15 protein-coding genes are annotated in these 24,827 nt (G+C 36.6%); 1 reads left to right on the plus strand and 14 read right to left on the minus strand.

Annotated elements, in window-relative coordinates; genetic code table 11:
- The first annotated feature begins 132 nt into the window (after positions 1–132).
- Positions 133–459, plus strand: coding sequence for a P-loop NTPase family protein (locus tag JIV24_RS17505; protein WP_200466370.1), 327 nt, complete (start codon positions 133–135; stop codon positions 457–459).
- 211 nt (positions 460–670) lie between these two features.
- Here JIV24_RS17505 and JIV24_RS17510 read toward each other — a convergent pair whose 3' ends face one another.
- The 14 genes from JIV24_RS17510 to JIV24_RS17575 form a co-directional block, all read right to left on the minus strand.
- Positions 671–3,202, minus strand: a complete 2,532-nt coding sequence (locus tag JIV24_RS17510; protein WP_200466371.1) for a Kelch repeat-containing protein — start codon at positions 3,200–3,202, stop codon at positions 671–673.
- Positions 3,203–3,497: 295 nt separating this feature from the next.
- Complete coding sequence (locus tag JIV24_RS17515) at positions 3,498–4,319, minus strand: alpha/beta hydrolase (protein WP_200466372.1); 822 nt, start codon at positions 4,317–4,319, stop codon at positions 3,498–3,500.
- 42 nt (positions 4,320–4,361) lie between these two features.
- Positions 4,362–5,057 carry an SGNH/GDSL hydrolase family protein gene (locus JIV24_RS17520; protein ID WP_200466373.1) on the minus strand — a complete coding sequence of 232 codons (696 nt, stop codon included), beginning with the start codon at positions 5,055–5,057 and terminating at the stop codon, positions 4,362–4,364.
- Between the two features lie 247 nt (positions 5,058–5,304).
- The gene (locus JIV24_RS17525) at positions 5,305–5,946 is read right to left on the minus strand and encodes a DUF4956 domain-containing protein (RefSeq protein ID WP_200466374.1); all 642 of its coding nucleotides are present in this window, start codon (positions 5,944–5,946) and stop codon (positions 5,305–5,307) included.
- 117 nt (positions 5,947–6,063) lie between these two features.
- Complete coding sequence (locus JIV24_RS17530) at positions 6,064–6,753, minus strand: polyphosphate polymerase domain-containing protein (protein ID WP_200466375.1); 690 nt, start codon at positions 6,751–6,753, stop codon at positions 6,064–6,066.
- Positions 6,754–6,899: 146 nt separating this feature from the next.
- Positions 6,900–7,571 carry a DUF2490 domain-containing protein gene (locus JIV24_RS17535; protein ID WP_200466376.1) on the minus strand — a complete coding sequence of 224 codons (672 nt, stop codon included), beginning with the start codon at positions 7,569–7,571 and terminating at the stop codon, positions 6,900–6,902.
- Positions 7,572–7,576: 5 nt separating this feature from the next.
- Complete coding sequence (locus tag JIV24_RS17540; protein ID WP_200466377.1) at positions 7,577–8,014, minus strand: hypothetical protein; 438 nt, start codon at positions 8,012–8,014, stop codon at positions 7,577–7,579.
- A gap of 45 nt (positions 8,015–8,059) precedes the next feature.
- Positions 8,060–11,398 carry a CotH kinase family protein gene (locus JIV24_RS17545; RefSeq protein ID WP_200466378.1) on the minus strand — a complete coding sequence of 1,113 codons (3,339 nt, stop codon included), beginning with the start codon at positions 11,396–11,398 and terminating at the stop codon, positions 8,060–8,062.
- Positions 11,399–11,489: 91 nt separating this feature from the next.
- On the minus strand, positions 11,490–14,135 hold the full coding sequence (locus JIV24_RS17550) for a discoidin domain-containing protein (RefSeq protein ID WP_200466379.1): 2,646 nt from the start codon (positions 14,133–14,135) through the stop codon (positions 11,490–11,492).
- 504 nt (positions 14,136–14,639) lie between these two features.
- Complete coding sequence (locus JIV24_RS17555; RefSeq protein WP_200466380.1) at positions 14,640–16,937, minus strand: GH92 family glycosyl hydrolase; 2,298 nt, start codon at positions 16,935–16,937, stop codon at positions 14,640–14,642.
- A gap of 212 nt (positions 16,938–17,149) precedes the next feature.
- Positions 17,150–19,435, minus strand: coding sequence for a GH92 family glycosyl hydrolase (locus tag JIV24_RS17560; protein WP_200466381.1), 2,286 nt, complete (start codon positions 19,433–19,435; stop codon positions 17,150–17,152).
- A 62-nt stretch (positions 19,436–19,497) separates the two neighbouring features.
- On the minus strand, positions 19,498–21,672 hold the full coding sequence (locus JIV24_RS17565) for a GH92 family glycosyl hydrolase (protein ID WP_200466382.1): 2,175 nt from the start codon (positions 21,670–21,672) through the stop codon (positions 19,498–19,500).
- Positions 21,673–21,698: 26 nt separating this feature from the next.
- Positions 21,699–23,429, minus strand: a complete 1,731-nt coding sequence (locus JIV24_RS17570) for a GxGYxYP domain-containing protein (RefSeq protein WP_200466383.1) — start codon at positions 23,427–23,429, stop codon at positions 21,699–21,701.
- Positions 23,430–23,602: 173 nt separating this feature from the next.
- Positions 23,603–24,802, minus strand: coding sequence for a DUF4998 domain-containing protein (locus tag JIV24_RS17575; RefSeq protein ID WP_200466384.1), 1,200 nt, complete (start codon positions 24,800–24,802; stop codon positions 23,603–23,605).
- Between the last annotated feature and the right edge of the window lie 25 nt (positions 24,803–24,827).

Genomic DNA, 24,827 nt, shown 5'->3' on the forward strand with positions numbered 1-24,827 from the left:
ATGATTTCTTCTACCATTTTGTTTCACTTTTCATGTGCTACAAAGTGGTCCAGTTTTTAAAGCGGTTAAAAACAAAATCACATTGTCAATTCTTTAATAAAAACTCTTTTGGATTAATTAATCTATTTACTAATGCAGCCTTTCCTGAATAACATTCACCGATACTCTATACGAAGCTTCACTATCTCACCAGGCCAACGCATTCCCAAAACACTTTGTTTGGATAATCTGGGAGCCGAATCAAATATCAAACATTATGGCTCAGAATGCAACGCTCTGTCAGAGGTCATTCTTAGTCGCTATGACTTGTTCATCTCCGACCGCCTAATAACACACGTCACCACCAACCTCAATGCACAGGACATTGAAAAACTCTATGGGAAGAGAGTCCGGAGCCGCTTACGTGAAATGATGAATGTGATTGTTTTTCCAGAACAAAGTCAGGACAAAAGGCGTTAATTTATAGTAATTCACTAAGCAATTCTAATAATCATGACTTAACATGTATTAAGTACATCCTTCAATATGATTCAGTTCTTCATTTCATTTAAGAAATACATGATTTTCGAATAGTATTACTCATTAAGAAGTCAGATTGATTTCCCAACTTTAACCTTAAACAAATCGAGAGGTTAATTTCATACAGACAGCAAAAAATGTTATTTACATATCACATCTTACTCATGTCGTTAAATGTATGGGGGTAATCTTCGTTGTAATCGTGGTTATATTTTAATAAAAATTTATTGTAAGATTTTTTAGCTACCTCCACCATATCCAACTTTAGCAAAGAAACCAATTCATATTTAAACGCCTTTTCATTCAATGAGTCAACATAAAAAATTACTTTTGCAATCTTAATAACAAGCGCATAATTTTTACTTGCATATACTTCATCAATCTGTTGCAGAAAAATATCCAGTATAACATTCTCAACCTCTTCTTTGAATTTATCTAAGAAATCAAATTCAAACGATTCTAAAAAGGGACCGTTAGAAATAATGTCAAGAATTCTTATTATGTACTCATTTCTATCACCTTCATTTAATCTGAACTCCTCCAACTCTTTATCAAAAGCTAACAAATCACAATACAAATTTTCATTTATATCTAAATGAAACCTATTCTTATGAAACGACAATTCAATACCATCAATATCTACTAAAATCTTTCGAATTTGATTAATAGTAACACCTTTTGAATTTTTTGCTTTCTGTTCAGGCCTATCGGGCCAAACAGATGCATATATTACTTCTGATGATACGCCACCATCACCTCTAATACTATTCCACAAAATAAGCATGAATAATTGTTTAATCTTAGGGCTGAACATATAAGAGATATCCACCCCTTTACGATCAATAATCTTGAAGCCACCAAACAAACAAATGGCATTTTTAAGATTTAAATTATGCTTCTTCCTATCGCTCGAAAATTGAACTCGCTCTCGCTGTTCATTTAAATTTTTCCTAACCTCATTCCTCTGTTTTCTTACGAAGAAGATCAAAGAGGCACACAGAAAAGATATTAATATGCTAACCAAATAAGGGAAGAAGCTACGAAACCTCCAATGAGTCTCATGATATAGTTCTGACTTAGAAAGTGGGGGCGCTGAAATTGAATATAGTTTTATATTTGAAGTAGAATCAGGTAAAATTTCCTGTACAGAACAATAAAGCTCATTGGTATTTGAATTGTAATAAAGGTTAGCATTTGTTTCTATACGTTCAGAAAAGATTGGTATTGAATCTCCCAACAACTCATGCGTCCCATCCTCAATTGAAAACTGATAAAGCTGCAATAAAGAATTGGAGATATACTCTGGATAACAGAGTGTAAAAAAAGAACTTGAATCCTTCGTTAATACCATACTGCGAGAGGAGACTAAATTATCTTTAAGCTTTGGTATTTCCCACATTTTTTTGACTGTATTTGTTGATGTATTTACCGAATAACAATCATAAAAATATGTCTTTCCCAATGTTTGATCTCCCGAACGGTTTCCGATACCGCCATAAATGATAAGTTCGTCATCACTTACACTTGTCGCACCAGAAAAATAACGTGGGCTAATGATATCGCCCTTCATTTCTACTTTCCCCCACTCGTTACTAGCAATATTGTATTTAAGAAAGTCATTAGAGAATCGTTGATTACCAAATCCCCCAAATACCAGGTAACTTTGATTTTTGGAATTAAAAAAGCCATTGTGATGATGTTTCTGTTGCGCAAGCTGCTTATCACTAATCTTGCTCCACCTGAGATTATTTATGTCCAAGGCCATAATAGTTGGAGCACCATTTGCCACATCGTTTAGCTCATACACGTAAAACAGACGATTTTCCATATCCCAAAAACTCATGCCCAATCGCAATGGAACACTTAGCTTGTTTTTGCTTTTTCTTCCAGTCAGAGTACTTAGGTTATAATCATAAAAAAGCACTGAATCTTTGCTTGCAATAACCATCCTTTCATGGTTTGCATCATAATTTACAACAGCCATCCCCGGTAGCGACATGTCATGTCGTAATTTCCAGTGAAATGATTCGCTTATAAGCCAATGAGGATTATCAACATGTCCCATTTTCCTTCCATTACTTTCATGGACCTCATTCCCACTCTTCTCATTAAATTCAAACAAGAAAGATTTATCAGCACCTATCAGGTGTAATTTTCGTAAAGCAAATTCAGGCACATCAATGACACTACCTTTTTTACCAAAAAAAACTCTCGGCTTCATTTTATGTTTAAACTTTACATCGTCTATGTATGTTTCAGTGTCTTCGACTATAAATACAAGTTGGTCATCTTTATGTGAGAAACGAATACTTATGGGTAGCCATTTACGCCTCCCAAGCGTAGAGTTATCTAATTCAATAGACGTTAAATTCTTCACACCATCTACATTGAGCTTCAGAGAGCTAGCTAAGGAATTTTTGTTTGCAAATGTTAACGAAAATATCGTGCCATCAATATGAATCTGACAGATATACCCGAAATCGAACGGGTTGATAATTGAGATGTCAAATTTTATTTCGAATTCATCCTTGAAAACAGGAGAATGACTAGCAAAAACGTCATATGATGTCCTGTTAATTATAAGTTCATTATTTGAGTTGAACTGCAAACCTTGAGCATTTACAACTGCAGACATTAAACTCACACATACAAAAAGAAGTAGTCGTTTATAAAAATCATGCATAATATACAAGAATTTCACTCTTAAATTACGAATATTTATTCCCTCACAAAGAACCTTATATTACAAATATAACAGTTTTGTATTACCCCAATCATCAACACATATTACTACTCATAAAAATTATAATGCGCACCGATAAATGATTAACTGATGCGACAGGGTTGTTTTTATATAATACACATATAATTATGAAGATGCCATGCACAAAAAGTTACTTCCCATTAACCTATTCGTTGGGCAGGAGTAATGCATTAACAAAATAGGTGATCTTACATTTAGTGCATCTTCAGATAGTTTAAGCTTGATTGAAATAAAGATAAAAGAAAAGCATATGATAATGAATAGAACCTTTCCAATACTCCCAACTATGATCACCGGGACGCTCAATATAATCATGTTCTACTTTATTATCCAATAATTTTTGATGTAATTGCTGATTTACCATATAGAAGAAATCATCGATACCACAATCTATTATCAACTTTAAGTTCTTCCCTATGACCATAGGAATCATATTTACAACCGTATTCTCATCCCATAGCGTTTGATGCGTATTATATTCCCCCAATCGCTTTGCTATCTCCCAATTGTCAGAAAAAGGACGAAAATCGACCCCACCACTCATACTGCCTGCTGCCCCATATAAACTTGTATGCTTAAATGCTAAATATAAAGCACCATGCCCTCCCATACTCAAACCTGATATGCCTCGAGCTTTTGATGATACATCGGTATTATATTTATCATCTACAGCTTCAATTAATTCAAGTGTAATATAAGTTTCATATTGAGACGAAACATCAATGGGGCTATCGAAGTACCAACTGGAATATCCCCCATCAGGACAAACAACTATCATATTATAAGCATCCGCATAATCCTTTATATGGGGCACATTGTTTATCCAATCGAACGCATTACCTGAATAACCATGCAATAGATAAAGCACGGGTAATTTAATATCAGTATGGGTGTTGGATTCTGGGACTATGACAATATTTGTAATGTTCTTATCCATCACTTTACTCTCAACCACCAGAGTATCTACCTGAGCTCCAAAAACAGAAGCTGAATATAATGTTAGCAGTATAACAAATACAAAAGAGTTCCAATTCATGATATAAATATTTAGAAAAGAAGAGCAAACAATTAATGGGTATTATTTTTTTAGGGCTTTTTTGATCGCCCTATTAACCATATCAGACATAAGCTGGTAGCCTTGAGTATTTGGGTGGACTCCATCGTACGTTAAATCAGTAATCAACCCCTTGTTATCATCTACCATTGCCTCAAAATAATCAAGGTATGTTATCCTATTCTTTTTTGCATATTGCTTTAACATCCTGTTTAGTTCTGGTATTTTAACATCTGGATTACATCCTGAACTCCATGGATAATTACGTGCAGGTAATACCGAGGATATGATCACTTTAATATCATGATATGCGGCCAGCTCTACCATTGAAAAAATATTATTCGCTATTTCTTCGAGGGTAGTTGGCCCTGTATTTCCAGCTATATCATTGGTGCCTGCCAATATGACAACCAACGCAGGCCTAAGATTAATAACATCAGATCTGAATCGAAGCAACATCTGTGGTGTTGTTTGTCCACTTATCCCCCTGTTGATATAAGATGTATTCTTAAAAAACTCAGGATAATGATTCGTCCATCCTTCAGTTATTGAATTTCCCATAAATACAACACGTTGTTGTTTTGCATCCGCTATACCAATCATATCATTGGCTACTTTGTACTTGTTCAAGTTTGCCCAATCCTGAGCATAGGTGCAATTCCAGGTTATAAGACCAAGTCCTATCACTAAAAATATTCTTCTTAAATCCAAAAGTTTCATAATTGTAGATTTTTAACACATTAACCTAACCACATAAAAAAACAGTTAGCAGAGTTCGATTAAATTAGCACTCTTCCTTTTGACATTGATTCGGCATTGGTAAATCAGATGAATTCAATAAACATTTGATCAGAACCTTGCTTCTCGCAATGAATCAAAGAGCAGAAATATAAGCAACCAAATTTTATAAAATTTTTTAATCTTCAACATGGATACATCGGTCTAGCGATCACCACATGGCACTCTATTACATTTCATCAGCTTCCATACTGTCTGCTTCAGTTACATTGGATACATCATCGGTATAATAATAAATGATTACCTGGGCAGTATCCCTAAGAAAGCTGATCTTTTTAATTTCAGCTCTGTGGATTGGTAAACCTGTGCGATTTTTTAAATCATCTATTAAGTCCTGATAAAATTCAGGCTTTATTAACTCTATTTTTTCATACAATATCATTTTGCTGGATTCATGCCTCAGCAACCATATACGCTCCAAACCATAGGTTATCGCAACGATGATTACATTTACAAATATCAGCTCCAAATAACTTATATGAGCTCTACTTAAAGCATTTATAACAGACACCCCAATCACAATAAACAAATAAGTCATTTCTTTAATTGGAATTGGAGTTGTCCGATATCTGATGATACCAAAAATAGCAAATAACCCCAATGCAAATCCCAACTCTAACTTCACGCTCACAAGCAGAAAGCAGAGGAGAAAAACAATCGAGCTTATCATTATAAACGTGAACAGATAATCTTTACGTTTTTGACTCCGATAATACAAAAAGCGAACTAAAACAGTAGTCACAAGCAAGTTAAAAGAAAAATAAAAAATAAGATGAACGAATGCTGTCCAATTAACAAGTGTAATCTCCATATATTTTTTTGTATTTAATTTTTAATGATAATAACAGGATTATTTCTATCCTTAAAAGGCAGCATTACCTACTCAACTACAGAATACTGAAAGCCCTCATTTACAACAGATACACAACTAATTATTTCCTGATTCGTATATAATTCTATCAATATTCTTGAATTTCATTTTCAGTCGGTTTGCCTTTATCCTTTCGTCTAATAATGCAGCGCCCATACAGTATTTACTAAAAGATTCAGGCTGCATTTTCAACTGTTTAAAAATCTTTGCCAAATCCGATTTTGCGGAATACTTTTCCTGCTTCAATTCAAATACCACCACATGAGGAAACGAAACAATCTTCTCATTTTTACCTGTATATGAAAGATTAAAATCCATGGTGAGTCTCTCATGCGCTCCTGCAAGGGTAATACGATTAAAGCTATTCATCAACTTCAGTTCCAAAACTTCAGGTTTAAAAGGAGTATTTTTCTTAATGAATTTAAACTCATCCTCAGAAAAGCACGAAGCATTAACACTTGTTTCCATCCTCGTTTTTACCGTTTGCCGTCGATTATTTTTAAATTTAATTTCTAAAAAATTAGTGCCAGATGCCAGGTACTCTCGTTTTCTCACCTTATAACGATTTAGTTTACCGTTATGATGATCATTATACATGACGCCACCTTTGGTATCAAAATACTTTGTTTTATATGGAAGTATACGTCTGTTATCTATTTCAAGAATACGATACCGCCCTTTAACACTTGATAAGACATCATATAGACTGCTGATAGAACCAATATACTTTGTATCTATTCTACGCATCAGACTCACGCTATTAATTTCATTCAGAGAGAGTGGCTCTAAGTGATTAACTGCACATATAATGTCTTTTATGAGCAACGTTTGATTATTCATATAACTCTTGCTATCGGCTTATTATCATATCGCCAGAAGCTCTTAAGCCAAGTCTATTTAATTTTAAATTCAATGCCCATAAGTAATATATTCACGACATTTGGATCCGAAACATTAAATTTATTGTGGCGCTTATAAGCTAAAAGCAGACTCGTATTTTTTGTTAGTTCATGCTCAATGCTGAGGGTGATTCTTCTTTTCCACTTACCATGATTATCGAACGAACCAATACTAAAAAAATATTCAACTCCCATACCCGGATTCACAATCCAGTTTTTCCCCTCCCATTTAGCTGCTAGCTTATGTCGATGCTCCATTTGTGGAACCATTCCATTTCTGGTGGTCTTGTAATTTTCATATTCAGCTTGTAACTGTGCCCGGTAACTACATTTCAATTTTCCAATTTTCTTCCTTAACCGGCTATATACACCCCATCTATGTATCCGGGCATTATAATCAGGGTTATAAAAATCAGTTTGATATCGATAAATTATACCAATACCATTTTTCTTAATAATTGGCTTAAATAATTTAATATCTGCGAGTACAGAACCTAATCTTCCTGAATTATCAAACAAGCGCAGCTCCGGTTCTATTTCATAACTCACGTTTTTAAATAGTTCTCCCTTTATTGTGACATTATACCATGTATGAAAATCCTGTTGTTGTGCCAACAAAGCATTCATGATAAGTAGATGAAAAATAACTGCCTTAAACCTTGTCATTAAATTTATTTAACAACGATTAAATCATTTACTTCTAATACCTGACGCTTTGATAGAATTTTAACATTTCTAAAAACAGGTATTTTTTCTGATGTTGAATTATAATCAAAACTCTTATCTTTAGAATATACAAATACGGTGTAATCACCTTCTCTTAAAAAGTCAAATTCAAAATAGCCATCATAACTGGTTTTTATTCTGTCACCATAAAATGAGTCATTACCATAAATAAGATAAACATCATATGCCTGCGCTGGATATACATCACGCAAAACAGTAAAATCAGAATTATAATCTTCAATAATTACCTTGCCAGTTATTTTTGCCATTCCTCCCGGTCCTTCAACCTTCTCACAGGAAGAAAAAATCAGGACGCTTGCTATTAATAACTTATAACAAATCTCACCTGTTTTTTTTGAATACTTGTTCAATACACTTATCATCTTCACATATAATTAAGCAACTCGTCGTTGTCAGAAATTTCTAATCTACTGAAATACTATCTTTTTCTGGAATATGTTATGGCCGGATACCACACGAACAATATAAATTCCACGGGCCACCCCAATTTTAGTAAAATCAACGGTTAAGCGATGGTTCATATTTGATTGATATACAACTTGTCCTGAGATATTATGTATTAATACATATTGATGACTACTATTTTCACTATCAATCGATATAATTATTTCTCCATTGGTTGGATTTGGGTACACGTCCCAATCACTATTATCAACATGGGTGCTGTCAGGTGAATCAAATGATATATTAACATCATCTCGAAAAGGTGTCCCGCCAATCATTGACGAATTCATCCAATATTCTGCCTGGTTCGGGTGGTGTGTTGGGTAGTTCTCTTTTGAAGTAAGTGTGTAGCCCATACCGTCGGCTTTGACAGGCCACGGTAACCTATCTCGATACGTAAAAGACAAAAGCTCTTGTCCGTCAGGATCATTTACAAGCACAAATTCTCCTCCATTGTTAAAAAACCCTTGACAATTCCCTGAAGCCTCCATACCATATCTTTTCTCAAAATACTTAGGTTTGGTGGCAATAACGTAAAAACTATCTGGTTCCAAAATAGAATTGATTGGAAAACGATAGTATATCGCCGAATCCAGACTCACCCCGGATAGATCCATCCGGCCGGCATCAGTGTTTTTTAACTCTATAAACTCATAGGCCTTGCCTAAAATCGTATCGCTCATTTGCACCTCATCCTGTGGATGATAATTCAATTCTGTAACCTTAATTTCCCCATAGTTATTAAAGGCTATCCGTTTCATAGCACTCCATTTCCCTTTATCATATACTCGGGACTTAATAATGGTCGATTGATTAATTTGCAGGGTCTCACTGGTAATGATTCGTTCAGCAGCAGGTGAAACAGATCCTCCTATTTCTCGTGGATCATGATTATCAATCGTATAATAAATATGCCCTGAAGGATTAGGGTTGGATAACTCAACCTGCAACCTATCAGTGAGTGCATAATTCGATTTAGTTAGTATAGAGCCATTCCGTTTAATATTGGGAGCCATCAATGAGGAGTACAAATCAGCAATTTTCAATTGTTCTATAACCACCTCAGTTCGTTTTGACACGTAATTATAGATAACATTGTTAATTTCCGGCACCCAATCATCATCTTTAGTATAGGAATTCGTTCTTTTAGAGTCGCCCCACCGTGCTGACTCCACAATAATCGCATCCTTAATTTGGTCAACTCTTTCAAGAAAGCGCTTTTGCACCATTGCAGTAGTCAACACACCTGTTCCCTCCAGGTGCAACAAAGCTCTATCAGCAAACCGAAGACGATACTCCTTATTTCCCTTTAACTTCTCATGTAACCAATGTGGATTAAATTTAGCAAAATGAGAAACGGACACATCACTTCCAAGGTTGACTCGATCTTCCGCAATATCGAGCATCGAATGCTCTGCGTCATGCACAAAAAACACAAATCCTTTTGTGCTATCCGCTCTGTTTTTTATCGCGTAATAATTATTAGGCGAATCATTCCCAAAGTTCTTAGATATTGGAGCATCAAAATTACCAGTATAAAATATGATAAGCATATAATCGATAAGATTATCAATATCAACTAATGCTTCGATGTCTTCAGAGCTTTGACCATCAAACGTTTTTCCTTCCAGTTTAAAATAATTCTCATTGGATAAAAAGCCTTGCAAACAAAGATTATAGACCTTTTGCCAAGCATCCAGATTGCCATCGCTTGCTTCTATAACATAGCCACCGGCTGCATCTACTTTAATTACATCATATTCCTCTTTCTCCCCACCTAAATAATCTTCAGCATAATTCGCCTCCGATCGCTCCTGAGTTTGATACAAACCCCAGTACATACCATTTAGGTATAAATGATAATAATTTGATCGCGTATACGGCCGTCCCATATCTCGCTGTGTATCGCGAGAAAAGACCTCACGTACAAAAGTATTTTTGTGACTATTTTCAAAAGACCAGGAATAATTCTGGGCCGTTCGAAGGTCAATTTTACGATATGAATCAACCCCATACTTACCAAACATAGAATGCTCAAGTTCTTTATTCCCATATTCGTCCCTAAAGAATAATCTGAAGGCGTGTTTGGGATTATCTGGTGACCTGCTGAATCCGCCACGAATACGAATACCAGCATTTGAGAATACACTGGAATCTCCCTGACTATTAATTAATTCAAACGAACATTCCCGCTCCCATGCAATTCCATGTTGATATGCGTTCACATAAATGCCAGACAAAGAGTTAAACAGATTATCTGGACTTGTCATCACTGAAATGGATGGTATATCTTTTAAAGCTTTATCGAAAACCGAAGCGTAACGTGAGTCATTTACCACTTCTTGTGAAATATCTAAATCGATAAGCTGATTATTTACTGAGGTAGCTGGCCATGCACCTCCGGGGTGTGATTGTGAACGAACTGAATTAGGGAAAATAAATGTTCTGCTAATAGGCTGAGTTAATTCATAGCCCTCTTTAAAAAGGCAGGCTCTAATAATAAATGCTGGAGTTTGAGCGCGGTTTTGAATTGAGCGCGGGTCAATATATACTTCAGTCCTACTATTGCCAATCAGAAGTGAATCAGTATAAGCAGGATGGCTACCGTCAAGGGTATAATAGATCATAGCACTCTCATCGGGAGATGTGATATTAAGGATAAATGGTTCATTGTAAAAACCAGAACGATGACTAAAACCTTCGTTGAGAGTCAGGTTTAATTTCGGCAGTTTCCTTTCTGCTGTTATATCCACATCAAAATAAAAATCGGTACTTGCCAAACTAATATTGAAACACTGTATAGCAATGGTATTATTACCTTCGACCAAAGCCATGTCATCCTTTGATAATATTACCTCTTCAAAAAAACCAGATTCATGATTTTGTGGTGCAAATGAGGTGCTTGACAATACCTCTGGTGCGTTTCTTCTAAAAGCTTCTACGCCATTAACCCAAATAACAAATCCATCATCAAAATTGACACGAAATGATAGTTTCTCGATGCTTTCTATATCATTTGCGATAACATCAGATCGAAGATACAGTGTAGAGTAGCTATACCTCATATCGATCAACTTAGTCCCGTCAGCCCCATCTCCATAGCGAAAAGGAGCATTACCTAAGGACCATTCACTATCATCATACGAAGCATTTATCCAGGAACTATCAAGTTGATTGGCATCAACACCTTTTAAGAATCTAAATGCCGAACCTGCAGGAAAGTGTATTTGAGAAAATGTATTTAAAGCAAATAAAAAAGCAATAAGAATGAAAAGAGTTGCTTTCTTTTTGGAAGAAATCATATCTGTGTTTTGCTTAAATACTAAACGAAAAGTTTTATTGAAATAAATGCACCAGGCTGTTGACCTGATGCATTTATTAACAACTCTATATTTATTTAACTATAACTGACTTTGTAACAATCTTATTGCCACTAACAATTTTCACAAAGTACAACCCGGATGTGTACTTAGATACATCAATGCTTAGAACACCTTGTACAGTTTTATTTACATAAACAACCGATCCTACAGTATTATAAACAACAACTTCACTTACAGTACTATTACTTCCTAAATCAACATTAATTACACTATGTGCTGGATTTGGATACACACTCACTGTGTCTTTTTCTTTCACAAAATCTTCAATATCAGTAGGCGTATCCGAATCGGTTAACAACTGGAAATCCATTACCTGGAAAAGAGCATCTCCTCTGGTTGTAGGGAAACTAATTTTGTAATATTTATACGCCGTGGTATTGTTAAATTCAAGGGTTCTGGCATAACCTCTCAAATCACTATCTGGAATCATAACATCCGCAATCGACGTGTAAGTTATATCATCATTCGAACCAGTTATAATGCAATTAATGGCATCCCTTCCTGGAGCATCATTACCTGTAATATAGATAAATGAATTGGCGATAACAGCCTGATCAAAAGCGGCTGTAAAGCCTGAACCATTAGCTCCTCCATCACGATTCAACCACTTTGTTGTCGGGTCATTATCGGTACCCTGCTCAACACCCTCTCCTGCTGGCGAGTCATTACCTGCAAAAGCCGTTACAGTATGAGTTTGAGTTAAAAATAACTTCTTACTCACCAAATCAGTAATTACGCCATCATGCAGCAAGTTCGCCTCCGCAATCTGGAATGGCTTATTCATGTCGTGACGCGTTGGGAACAATATTCTGTAATACGAGTACGAGGTAGAGTTATTTAAAGCATATGTGGTTTTAGAGTATCTGTCGAAATTAACAGCGACATCACCAGAGCCAATTAATGTGAAGTCAGCTCCATCGTTAGAACCATAAACTTCATATGAAAGGGGATCTCTTCCCGGATCATCATTTGCCGTTCTTAATACTAACTTCTTGGCTACGGCTGAATAGATATCCAAATCAACAGTAAAACCAACCACACCTTTATCTTCACCTTCACCTTCAGTACCTAAAGCACCATTAAAGAATTTTGTTTCTGGGTTATTATCATAGGCCTTGTCAGGACTTTCCGTAACACCGAAAGTCTCACCCCATTGGAACCTTGGAGCATACGGAGTTGCTGTCATTCCTGTTTGGAAAATATATGGTCGCTCAATTGTTACAACATTTCCATCATGCAATAAATCAATATTCTGAATCTGAAATAGGGCATCTGTACCAACCAATGGGAATTCAATTTTATAATATGAATAAGCATTGGTGTTACTAAACGCAAAATCACGTGTATGGATGCGTAAGTGTTGTTCAGGAATTGTGTTGGTGGCTATTTGAACGAAATTATCGCCGTCTGTTGAACCTGAAATAATAAATGATAATGGATCACGTTCCCAGGTATCGTTGGCAGTAGTCAATCGTAAGGTAGTAGCTACCACATTACTCTCATTAAGGTCAAGTACGACTCCTACACTATTCGCTGCCGCATTAGTCAACCATTTGGTTGAGTAATCATTGTCAAAAGCTTTACTTACCGTTTCTTCTCCCGAACCAGTATAACCTGCAAAACCAATTACATCAGTATCCAATGCTGTAACCCGAGGTGATACGCCTTGTACTCCAGGGGTAGTTGCATAAAGCTGAACTTCTCCTACCTGACATAGCTGTCCTCCATCATATGTTGTAGGAAATGCAATTTGGTAGTAGGTATAGGCGGTAGTATTATCAAATGTCACATACATCTGTCCACCTCTTTCTGCGTTATAAACGAAGGCTCCTGTCGCAATCGAAGTAAAGTTAACACCATCGGTTGAGCCAAGCACTTCATAGGTAGCGGGATCTCTTCCTTCTTCGCCTGCGTTGGCGGCAGTTGTCACCATTAACTGATCGGCAGCTACGGACAGTCCATCCAAATCAATAGTAAAACCGGTATAAGCACCTGTTTTATCCTGATCCAACCATTTTGTAGCAGGATTACCATCAAATGCGGCATAAACGCCTTCATCCTGACCCCAACGAGGAGTAGCGTCACTATAAGGAAATACAGCCATTGAGGATGTGATTACCGGATTTTGAGGAATAAAAACGGTTTCGTCGTATAACTGAACCTCCATTATTTGAAACATTGCCTCATCAGCATTACACTTTGTCGCAAAGTTAATTTGGTAATGACTATAACCAACTGTATTAGTAAAGTTGTATGATTTTGTCTCATTTCTGTTAGCATTACATTCAAAAGCAATATCTGCTATTTGAGTCCAATCGGTTCCATTACTTGAACCTGAAATTATTACAGAACCCGGATCTCTTTCCGGAGCGTCATTACCGTAGGTCACTTCAATAATGCTTGCTACTGCCACTTTTCCCCCTAGGTCTACATTGAAAGCAGTACCACCGGTTTCGTCATTACCGTCAAAGTTCAAAAACTTAGAACCTAAATCCCCATCAATAGCATTAGCAATTGGCTCGTTATCCGGGGTCCTAATATTATCAAAAGCAGTAACAGTCATTCCAGGAGAAAATACAGGTGACTGCGCAATACTATTAGTGCTTATAAAAGCCACTAACAAAAATGCTATTACAAAATGTAGTTTTGTATTCATATTAAACAGATTTTAATTAAAATTTAGAAATATATCTAGCTGTTAATTTTTGTTTATAAAGACAAATAAATGTTTTTACAGTTAAGTTTACGGTTAAAAAGGGGTTAATAGGCGATTAATTCATTAGCAAATTCATTAACTAACCCACTTATTTTTAAATACAATGCCTTAGCATCGTGGCTGCAAATAAACTGAGTAAATAGCTTTGTCAATGAGTCTATAACCAGGAAAAAGATTGTCTTTTGTGTGTAACATATGGATGATATAACCTTCAATTCTCAATTATTGCACGTCAAATGCATCTTTTTTTTGAAAAACGAGAACATGTCTCTTTTATCATCCATATAATTCACGAAAACCTTTCTTTACCCTGGTACATTTATTTTTACATGCACTTTTAACTTGTTGCTTCCTGAGGAAGAATCAAATAACAATGGCACTCAACATACTTTCATTGTCATTCACAGTTATTTATATTAAATGAATCACTGTTTTGAAAATATTTTAGTTATCAATACTCATTGAATATGGACTCGACTTTGGAGATATACCTCTTTTGAAATTAGGCTTCGAAGACATCTCAAACTCTAATACACCTCCTTTTAATAAGTCATCATGAGTCACATAATTAGCATCCCACACCTTTTTATTAAACTTGAGTTTACTAACAAACACATTCTCTTTACTGTTACCCTTAGCTTCAATTGTTAGTACTTTGCCGTTTGGAAGCGTTATCCCAACTTTATTAAATACAGGAGACCCCAATACATACTCATCACTTCCGGGGCATACAGGATAAAAACCCATTGAACTAAACACATACCAGGCAGAGGTCTGCCCATTATCTTCGTCACCACAATAACCATCAGGCGCTGAAGAATATAATTTATCCATTATCTGACGGACTCTATATTGAGTTTTCCATGGAGTTCCTGAATAATTATAGAGATATGGCATGTGCTGAATTGGCTGATTACCATGGGCATAATTACCCATATCTGCAATTTGCATCTCTCTGATTTCATGAATCACAAATCCATAATAAGAATAGTCGAAAGCTGGTGGCATTGTAAATACGGTGTCAATGGTAGCGTTGAACTTCTCCTTACCGCCCATTAGACTAATTAATCCTTCAACATCGTGAAAAACAGACCAGGTATAGTGCAAACTATTTCCCTCGGTAAAAGCATCACCCCATTTCAATGGATTAAAAGGGGACTGAAATTTTCCATCATTATTCTTTCCTCTCATTAGGCCTGTTGAAGCATCAAATACATGCTCATAATTTTTGGCTCTTTTTTCAAAAAGTGCTATCTCATCCTCAGGTTTTTCCAATTCTTTAGCCAACTTCCAAATACAAAAGTCAGCATACGCATATTCGAGTGTACGGGCGGTATTCTCGTTAACCCCTACATCATAAGGCACATACCCAAGCTCATTGTAATACTCGGCACCATAACGCCCAACAGATGAAACATCTTGATGACGCCCATTGGTATTCTTAATAATTGCCTCGTATAATAATTCTATATCGTACCCCCTTATACCCTTTAAATAAGCATCTGCAATGATAGAAGTAGAATTGGAACCGATCATACAATCGCGATGCCCTGGGCTTGCCCATTCCGGTAACCAGCCACTTTCTTTATAGGTATTGACGAGTCCTTCCATTATTTGACTATTTAAGTCGGGATACATTAGTGTGAAAAATGGAAATACAGCGCGGAAGGTATCCCAAAAACCATTGTCAGTATACATATACCCTGGGAGAACTTCTCCATTATATGGGCTATAGTGAATTATTTCATCATCCTTGTTCAATTCATAAAAAGTACGAGGAAATAATAGTACTCTATACAAACTAGAATAAAAGGTTCTACGTTGTTCAAATGTGCCACCGTCTATTCGTATTTTAGACAATTCTCGCTCCCAGGCTATTTCAGACTCTTGACGAACATCATCAAAACCCTTATCACCGATTTCACGACTAAGATTTAACTGGGCTTGTTCTGGACTAATAAATGAAGAAGCTACTTTCACATGAACATGTTCACCTGTTTTTGTTTTAAATCCAACGACAGCACCCACATGTTCACCCTCAGCACTTAAATTATTTTCTTGAACAGCTCCATTCTTCCATGTATGCGTTACTTCAAAATCTTTATCGAAAACAGCTACAAAATAATTATGAAAATTATCAGGCACACCACCACTATTATTTCTGCAGAAGCCAATAATTTTTCGTTCTTCAGGAATAATCTTCACCTGTGAACCTTTAAAAAAGCCATCAAGTAAAATAAATGACTTCTCATTATCGGGAAAGGTAAAACGGAAGCTTGCTGCTCGTTCTGTTGGCGTCACTTCGGCGGTCACATCATAATCGGCCAAATACACACTATAATAATTTGGCTTTACTATTTCTGCTTTATGAGAGAACCATGAGGCACGCTTCTCTTCATCAACTTGCAACTCTCCGGTAACAGGCATTAATGAAAAAGCGGCATAATCATTTATCCATGGACTGGGCTGGTGAGTTTGTTTAATACCACATATTTTGTTTGCATCATAAGTATATGCCCATCCATCTCCCATTTTACCAGTTTGAGGAGTCCAAAAATTCATGCCCCAAGGCACTGCAATAGCAGGATAAGTATTACCATTTGACAAGGCATGGTTTGAATCTGTTCCCATCAATGGGTTGACAAGGTCAATCAGCACTTCTTCTTTTTCAACTTCATCCCCTTTTGCAGTAACATTGAGTGAGAAAAGAAAGAGAAGTATTAAAAAAAATATATTTTTCATCTGTTTAAATTTATTTTCATTTGTCAGATGGAACTCTCCATGAATCTACATCATCCTATTATGTGAATACTTGAATGTGTAAATTCATATTTATTTGAGATCTGATTAAATTATTTATCTATCATCAGATGAAACGATCAAGTAAATTATAAGTATGCTCCTATTGATTAGTTGAGATGCTAAACTTACTTGACAGTTTCACTAAAACAGTCCTAATAAACAATTGACTGAGGACGATCATCTTTATTAAAGCCAAATTCAGTATTTGGTTTCGGCCCCATAACAAACCTCAACACACCTCCATTAATTATTTCTTTATGGGTAATGTATGACTTATTATAAGGCGTTCCATTCAACTCAACCGACTGAATAAAAATATTCTCAGCACTATTGTTCTCAGCAATAACCTTAAACTCCGTTCCGTTGGGATTACTGACACAAGTTTCATCAAACAAAGGGCTTCCGAATACATACATGCCATTGGCTGGATTAACAGGATAGAAACCCATACTTGAGAAAACATACCAGGCTGACATCTGTCCACAGTCTTCATTACCACATAATCCATCAGGTTTGTCAGTATATAATTCTGTCATAATATGACGTACTAAATCTGCCGTTTTATGTTGTTCTCCGGCATAAGCATACATATAAGCAGTGTGATGACTCGGCTCATTGCCGTGTGCATACATACCAACTAAACCTGTAATATCAATTGATGCATGCTCACCCATGTCATCATTTACCTCAAAAAGACTATCTAATTTCTGAGTAAACAGTGCATCCCCTCCTAGTAAGTCTATCAGACCTTCAGGGTCTTGTGGTACCATCCAAAGGTATTGCCAGGCGTTACCTTCACAGTAATCATTAACACGGTGTTCTGCCGAAAATGGATTAAAGGGAGTCCTCCATGAGCCATCTTCCATTTTACCACGCATAAACCTCGTTTCACTATCGAAATATTGTTGATAAGCCTTTGCGCGATTAGCAAAATAAGCTGCATCTTCAGTTTTACCCAACTTATCAGCTAATTTAGAAATTGCCCAATCGCTAATTGCATATTCCATATTACTGGCTACAGATTCAGGACCAAAGTCAGCAGGGATATAACCATATTTCATTAAGTCCTTTACTCCTGGCTCATGATCACCTGTTGCAGTTTCTTTAATCGCTTCATAAGCAGCTTCAACATCAATTCCTTCATATCCTTTTAAACAAGCATCAACAACAACTGGTATAGCACTATAACCCGGCATGGTATTCGTTTCGAACCCCCTAAGGTGCCAAACAGGTAATTTCCCTTGCTGCTTAAATATTAGCAACATTGAATTAATCATATCACTCACTCGCTCAGGCTGCGTTATCGTAAACAATGGATGTGCAGCACGATAAGTATCCCAAAGAGAGAATAATGTATAATTGGTAAAACCAGGGTTATCATATACTTTCTGATCTGTTCCCCTGTATTGTCCATTTACATCAGAGAATAAGTTTGGAGCGATCATCGTATGATACATGGCTGTATAAAATACACGCTTTTTAGATATATCATCTGTCTTGATAGTCACTTTCGAAAGCTCTTTGTTCCATTTGGCATCCGCAGTAGCATATACCTCATCAAAATTCCAACCTGGCACTTCAGCTTCCATATTTAAAGCAGCATTCTTCATGCTTACAGGAGAGACAGCAACCTTTACCTCAACAACTTCATTCTCGGTGGTCTCAAACTCTAAGGCACACTTCATATATACACCTTTCCCTTCTACATCATCAATTCTATCATTTGCGTTTTGAAGAATAAATTGTTTAGCAGGCTTGGATAACACAATATGTACATACTCAATCTGGGTGCCAGCCCAGCCTTTGGATGAGCGGTAACCCTCATATGTTGTTTCGTTGATCTGATGCAAATATGTTTCCACAGGTAAATCACAATTCCCTTGTCCCAAATCGATAATCAGTCGAGCTTGTTTTGCCTTAGGGTAGGTGTAGCGATGATATCCAACTCTTTCTGTAGCTGTTATCTCAGCTTTAATTCCATAACTCTCAAGATCAACCTTGTAGTACCCTGGCTTTGCAACCTCAGTGTTTTTCCGATAATACGACGCATAGCCTTTATCTGCAATAGGGTCACGAGAACCATTATGCATTCTTAATTCACCTGTCGCTGGCATTATGAGCAACTCGCCCAAATCAGCACATCCTGTGCCACTTAAATTCAGGTGTGTAAATCCTTTAACAATACTATCCGAATAATGATAAGATGAACTCCAGTCCCACCCCTTATATTCATTACTCGGACCAACCTGTACTCCTCCAAAAGGAACATTAGCACCAAGAAAAACGTGCCCATGACTATCTGTTCCAATAAAAGGATCTACATATTGGGTTAATCCTTCTTTGTCACCACTGTTTTGCGGCATTGATCCACACGAGGTCATAAAGGAATTTATTGCAAAAAAAAGCAATACGACAAAAGAGAAACTTACTTTGCTCATAATATGAGTTTTATAATTTTTAAACAATTATTTTATTCATTTTATACAGACATCGATCTGTTTTATTTATAGCTCGGAGGCGCATCTGCAATGTTAAACTCAGTAGAGGATTTCTTAGAAGTCTGGAATTCTATTTTTCCACCCTCTTTTATATCTGCCCAATCAATCCATGTTGAGTGATGAGATTTTCCATTTACTTTTAACGACTTGATATAAATTTTATCAGTCGATCCTCCTTGTATCACAAGGTCTCCTTGAGGTAACTTAAGCTTTACTTCTTCAAATTGTGGCGTATTTACTGAGAAACCTCCGACGCCAGGTATCATAGGATATAATCCTACAGAAGCAAAAACATACCAGGCCCCCATCGACCCCAGATCATCATTACCTGGCAAACCATCTGGCGAACTTGTATATACCTCATTAAAAATACGATTGATTACATGCGATGTCTTGTTGGGCGAGTTAGTCCAATTGTAGATCCATGGCACCTGAAAGTCAGGCTCATTTCCTGCTGCGAACCAATCCTCTTCATATGAAGCATCTAGACGCACAAAAAGTGTATCTAAACGTTTTTCTGCATAATCTCTACCTCCAATTGTATCAATTAAAGTTGACAAATTATAAGGAACCATCCAAAAGTAGTTTTTATAAGTAGCTTCTCGCCAGTCATGTTCAATGTCTTTCCACACACCATTAGGATACCTGGAGTTAAGCCAATTGTTCTCCGGATTATAGATGTTTTTCCAATTTTGAGATCTACTAACAAAGAATTTTGAATCAACAGTATTTTCAAGTGCCTGCTCTGCAAACTGTCCGATAGCAAAATCAGCTGAAGTATATTCTAACATCATAGATGCAAATGTATGCCCATCATTAATATACTCAGTAAGATGCGGCCTAATCTCTTGATCCTGCGATCGCAGGCGAGGAATTGTTGCACCTCGTTTCATATGATAGTATGCTCTTTGCAAATCAAAATCAGTTGCACCAAATGCATATGAGTTAGCTATCAGGATAGCTGTTGGATCTCCCTGCATGATACCGGTCTCAATATTTGCGAGAATCCACCGTCCATAGCCACCACTTTGATCAGCAAAATCCACAAGTGACTTCATCATATCTCCAGTCTCTTTTGGAAAGAACATAGCCAATAATTGAGACTGGGTTCTATAGGTATCCCATACGCTAAAAGAACTATACTGATCACTACCGGAGCTATGATAAACCTGATAGTCGGCCCCCATGTATTCACCATTCACATCACTCACAATATTTGGATGTATTAAAGAGTGATAGAGATGAGTATAAAATTGTTTCTTTCGATCTTCATCATCCGTTTTAACGGCAATTTTACTTAAGCACTCATTCCAATCCTTTACTGTATTTTGCTTATAATGTTCAAAATCCCATGTATTATTGGAAGCATTAAGATTCTCTTTTGCATTCTCGATCGACACATAAGAGATGGCTATTCTGTACATCACTTCATTGTCATCTGTTGTATCGAAAGTAAAATACGCTCCTGAGTTTTTACCAAATCCATAGCTCGCCGTATCCAATAAAGCATGCTTGATCCAAGTACCTGTTTGTTGGGCTGGGCGGTTAAATTCTGCCGCGAAATACACTCGATAATTGGTTGCTGAACCACAAAATTCACCACCTTCTGAAAATCCCTCACAACTATACTCAGAGGTAATCTTTACCATGGCATTATTCACAAAAGTTGAGTTAACACCCGATCCAATCAACACGGTTCCTTCTTCATTCTTATTAAAAATAAAATTGGCAATACCTGTTCTTTTATCGACGGTTAGTTCTGCTTTGGTTTTATCAGCCATATCAACCGAAAGATACCCGGCATATGCTTCATTTACGCACTTATACTTCTCGTAACCATTCATATCATTAGGCGAGTCATTCAAGCTACCTGAAATTGGCAAAACAGGGAAATTCCCCATGTGTGGGCACCCTGCTCCACTTAATTGATTTATCACAAAACCTTTATGGGGTGAGAAGAAACTGGGAGTGAACTGGACCATGCCAAAGGGGTAAGATGCTCCAACGTAGGTATAACCACATCCAAGACCATTTCCTTTATTACCAATTTCGGTATCCACTAAATGTGCATAACTCTGCCCATTTAAATTAACACAAATACACACCAAAAGCATAATGACCAACGAGCCACTTATACCGCGTCTGTATTTATCTTTTAATAAATTTAAATATTTCATTCTTATATTTTTTCAACTAATATCCTTTAATAATTATCTCTAATAAGCTTGCCTGTCTGATCTTGGTTATGGTTCCACCGTATCCTCCAAAGGAGCTCCTCAGGAGAGATAACCTTTATTTTCCTATCAAGATTATCAATACACCATTTGATAGGTTTCATGCCTGTTCCGTACTCTTCAGTTCTTTTGGGATTCTCAAAACGTGACCAGGCATGTACACTTGTCCATGATAAAGTTTTACTACTTTCTTCCACCTGCTTATTAATACAATTGGTAATCTTATGCACATCTCCTCCCCCTGGTTCATTTAGCCCGTTCCATAATGAAAACTTTGCCGAAACCACCGGTATTTCAATACCCATACGATTTTTAACCCATATGACATCTCCATGTCCTCCATGGTATGGTGCATATTGAATAACCACCATTCCAATAATATCATCTAGCTCCTCAGCATAAATTTTGTAGGCATCTTTTGCATCCTGAGAGTCAAAATCGGTGCAAATAAACCCAAATATTTTTGCCCCTGTTCGTTTCATGTGAATATTCAACTTTCTTGCAAAAGAACGCTGTAATTCCTCTCTCTCTACTCCTTTTTTAACGGCAAATAAATCAGGGTATTGATACCCACCCCCAAATTCAATTATTGAGGTATGAAGTGGTTTTGACTCTACCATTTCATCTAATACATCATTAGCCATCATTGAAAGGTTTACTGGACATGAAGTAAAACCTACCGGAAACTGCCCATGCAAATCACTTCCCCAATAATTTCCATCACTCAGAAAACGTCCAATAGTCCATTGCATATTATCACCATCACTCATAATAAAACTATGGAAATGGCCAGTATCATTAAAATCAATATCCTTTGGATTCAATGATTTTATTTTCTTTGGTATAGCATTTTTTGAACCAGCCGAAAGAGTTAAAAGGTTGTCGCACCAATCACTTGCCGTATTAAACAAACCATATTCCGATGGCAATCGGGTAAAATCAATCTCATCTCCATGATTCCAACCCACAACAGGTGAGACTGGCCTTAACCAGCTCATTACATCGTTAGCCACGTCGGTAACTCCATATAATGACATGCTATTATTGGCAATTGCAAAGTCACTATTATTATGAAAGAACGGGTTCATCGTTAACACAAGTTCATTATTCAGACTTTTTTTAAGAGTATGAAAACAATCATCCAACGTAACATTGCGAGCATCAAAAAGCTTTGTAAAACCCAAAGCCTTTATTTTGCCTTCTATACTCTGTTCTATCACTAGAGCTTTTTTGAGTCCTGCATAAGAAACGGCCACATTATATGAGAAATTCATATCAGAATTATATTTCGGTTCCTTTTCCTGGCTATAAAGAATGTAACCATCTACAATTCCCAATTCCTTATATCGCGTTAAAAGCTTCCAAACATCGAAGTCACCTCTTTCCTGAAGATTTAATCGTTGTACAACCCGCTTATACCACTTTGCATAATCTCCTCTGCTATTTATCCACACAAGCTCATCTACTTTACCCTCTTTATGGGCTTTAGCAACTAAACCTGATAACGAATATACTAATGCATTTTCTCCATGCGTTGTTCCTTTATCACATGTTACTATACCTTTAGGTACCGGTTGCATTGGCCACCACCACGACTCTTCTAGTTCGTCTGTTGATTCTATATGTTTCGTGTTAGAATGCTGACACGACTGAAAAATTAAACAAACAACACACAAAAGATAGACTGAATAAAACTTCATAATTCAAATTTGACATGACTTCCTTTTATCAGAAACCAACATAAAGCACTATATGCATGCCACTTTAGTAATAAAATATGGCATCAAACAAGGGAGGCACTTTGATTAATTAAAATAATTAATCACCCCCCCTTATTAATTATTAACTCGGTTATGTCGTATAGAGGCTCCGATTAATTAACAGAGACAATGTTATCGCACCAAAAAGTCATCTCGGTAGCTTGTGCGGCTTTCCCCGTACTATTGGTAACTCGATAACGCACATAACGAACCTGTGGTCCTCCTCCTGGTATTTCAATTTCTTTAAAGGAAAGGGCATTGCTTATACCTGTTTCGGAATAAAGCAGCTTCCAACCTTTGCTTATAAAGGTAGCATAGTCAGGAGGGCTTGTCTCAGCATTTGTTATATCATCAATACCCCATAACTCAATTGCTGTGGGGTTATTTCCTTTCCATCCGTCAGTTCGTAAATCAACTCTAAACTTTCTTAATGATGCTAATACTCCAAGATCGATCGTTAAATGGTGTGGAATCGCATTTTCTCCGGAGTGATAACCCTGAACATCACCATTATACTCACCATTACCATCAAATAAAAACTCACTCGGTTTAGCTCCATATGCTGTACCGGGATTATCCGATGGCATATTCATTAAGGCATGTTCACTTTTATCCAATTGAAAATACAAATCCAATGGAAAGCTATCTAATGCCGGATCCAAAGCAATTGTATCGAAACCGTTATAACCCGATTGCACCATTGATTCAATAAATATATCGCCCCCGGTAACCCAATTTGCAATTGCTGTAACGCTGTCACTGGCCATCACCACTTCAGAGGTGTAGCCTCCATCCTTGTTTTCATATTTCATATTTGAATATAGAACATATTCGGATTCAGTCTTATCGGCCCATTTCATCATCACTGACCCATTTGTATATTCGTATCCTGTTATACGACGTGGAAATTGAGCGTCTACAAACACATCTCCAATGGCACGGCCTCTTACTGTTTGATGTACAGACTCATTTCCCTCTACATCTGCAGTATGCACATTAAATTCATAGCTTCTTTCATCCAATCCTTCAACGATCATTTCAAAAACGCCGTTTTGAATGTTCTCAATCGAATAAACCGCACTTGTATCATCCCACTCTACTGTGCATTCATCTGACTTAGCGATATAATGTGTCAGCCCAGTTATCTTAAGGCGATTATATCCACTTTCAACCTTTAATGAATCAAGTGCGCCAGCATATATTCTTTCTCCCTGTAAATACTCTTCATGGATCGATTCCATGTCAGAACAACCGTACGCCAAAGTCACAAACGCGATAACTAAGACAATAAAATTATACTTTTTACTTTTCATCAGTTCAATTTTTTTTTCGTTGCTC

Source organism: Carboxylicivirga marina, assembly GCF_016612505.1.
In the GTDB taxonomy this organism is placed as follows: domain Bacteria; phylum Bacteroidota; class Bacteroidia; order Bacteroidales; family Marinilabiliaceae; genus Carboxylicivirga; species Carboxylicivirga marina.

Coding starts and splice junctions, on each gene's coding strand:
- JIV24_RS17505 (WP_200466370.1), top strand. CDS start 133: ATGCAGCCTTTCCTGAATAACATTCACCGATACTCTATACGAAGCTTC.
- JIV24_RS17510 (WP_200466371.1), bottom strand. CDS start 3,202: ATGCATGATTTTTATAAACGACTACTTCTTTTTGTATGTGTGAGTTTA.
- JIV24_RS17515 (WP_200466372.1), bottom strand. CDS start 4,319: ATGAATTGGAACTCTTTTGTATTTGTTATACTGCTAACATTATATTCA.
- JIV24_RS17520 (WP_200466373.1), bottom strand. CDS start 5,057: ATGAAACTTTTGGATTTAAGAAGAATATTTTTAGTGATAGGACTTGGT.
- JIV24_RS17525 (WP_200466374.1), bottom strand. CDS start 5,946: ATGGAGATTACACTTGTTAATTGGACAGCATTCGTTCATCTTATTTTT.
- JIV24_RS17530 (WP_200466375.1), bottom strand. CDS start 6,753: ATGCGTAGAATAGATACAAAGTATATTGGTTCTATCAGCAGTCTATAT.
- JIV24_RS17535 (WP_200466376.1), bottom strand. CDS start 7,571: ATGACAAGGTTTAAGGCAGTTATTTTTCATCTACTTATCATGAATGCT.
- JIV24_RS17540 (WP_200466377.1), bottom strand. CDS start 8,014: ATGATAAGTGTATTGAACAAGTATTCAAAAAAAACAGGTGAGATTTGT.
- JIV24_RS17545 (WP_200466378.1), bottom strand. CDS start 11,398: ATGATTTCTTCCAAAAAGAAAGCAACTCTTTTCATTCTTATTGCTTTT.
- JIV24_RS17550 (WP_200466379.1), bottom strand. CDS start 14,135: ATGAATACAAAACTACATTTTGTAATAGCATTTTTGTTAGTGGCTTTT.
- JIV24_RS17555 (WP_200466380.1), bottom strand. CDS start 16,937: ATGAAAAATATATTTTTTTTAATACTTCTCTTTCTTTTCTCACTCAAT.
- JIV24_RS17560 (WP_200466381.1), bottom strand. CDS start 19,435: ATGAGCAAAGTAAGTTTCTCTTTTGTCGTATTGCTTTTTTTTGCAATA.
- JIV24_RS17565 (WP_200466382.1), bottom strand. CDS start 21,672: ATGAAATATTTAAATTTATTAAAAGATAAATACAGACGCGGTATAAGT.
- JIV24_RS17570 (WP_200466383.1), bottom strand. CDS start 23,429: ATGAAGTTTTATTCAGTCTATCTTTTGTGTGTTGTTTGTTTAATTTTT.
- JIV24_RS17575 (WP_200466384.1), bottom strand. CDS start 24,802: ATGAAAAGTAAAAAGTATAATTTTATTGTCTTAGTTATCGCGTTTGTG.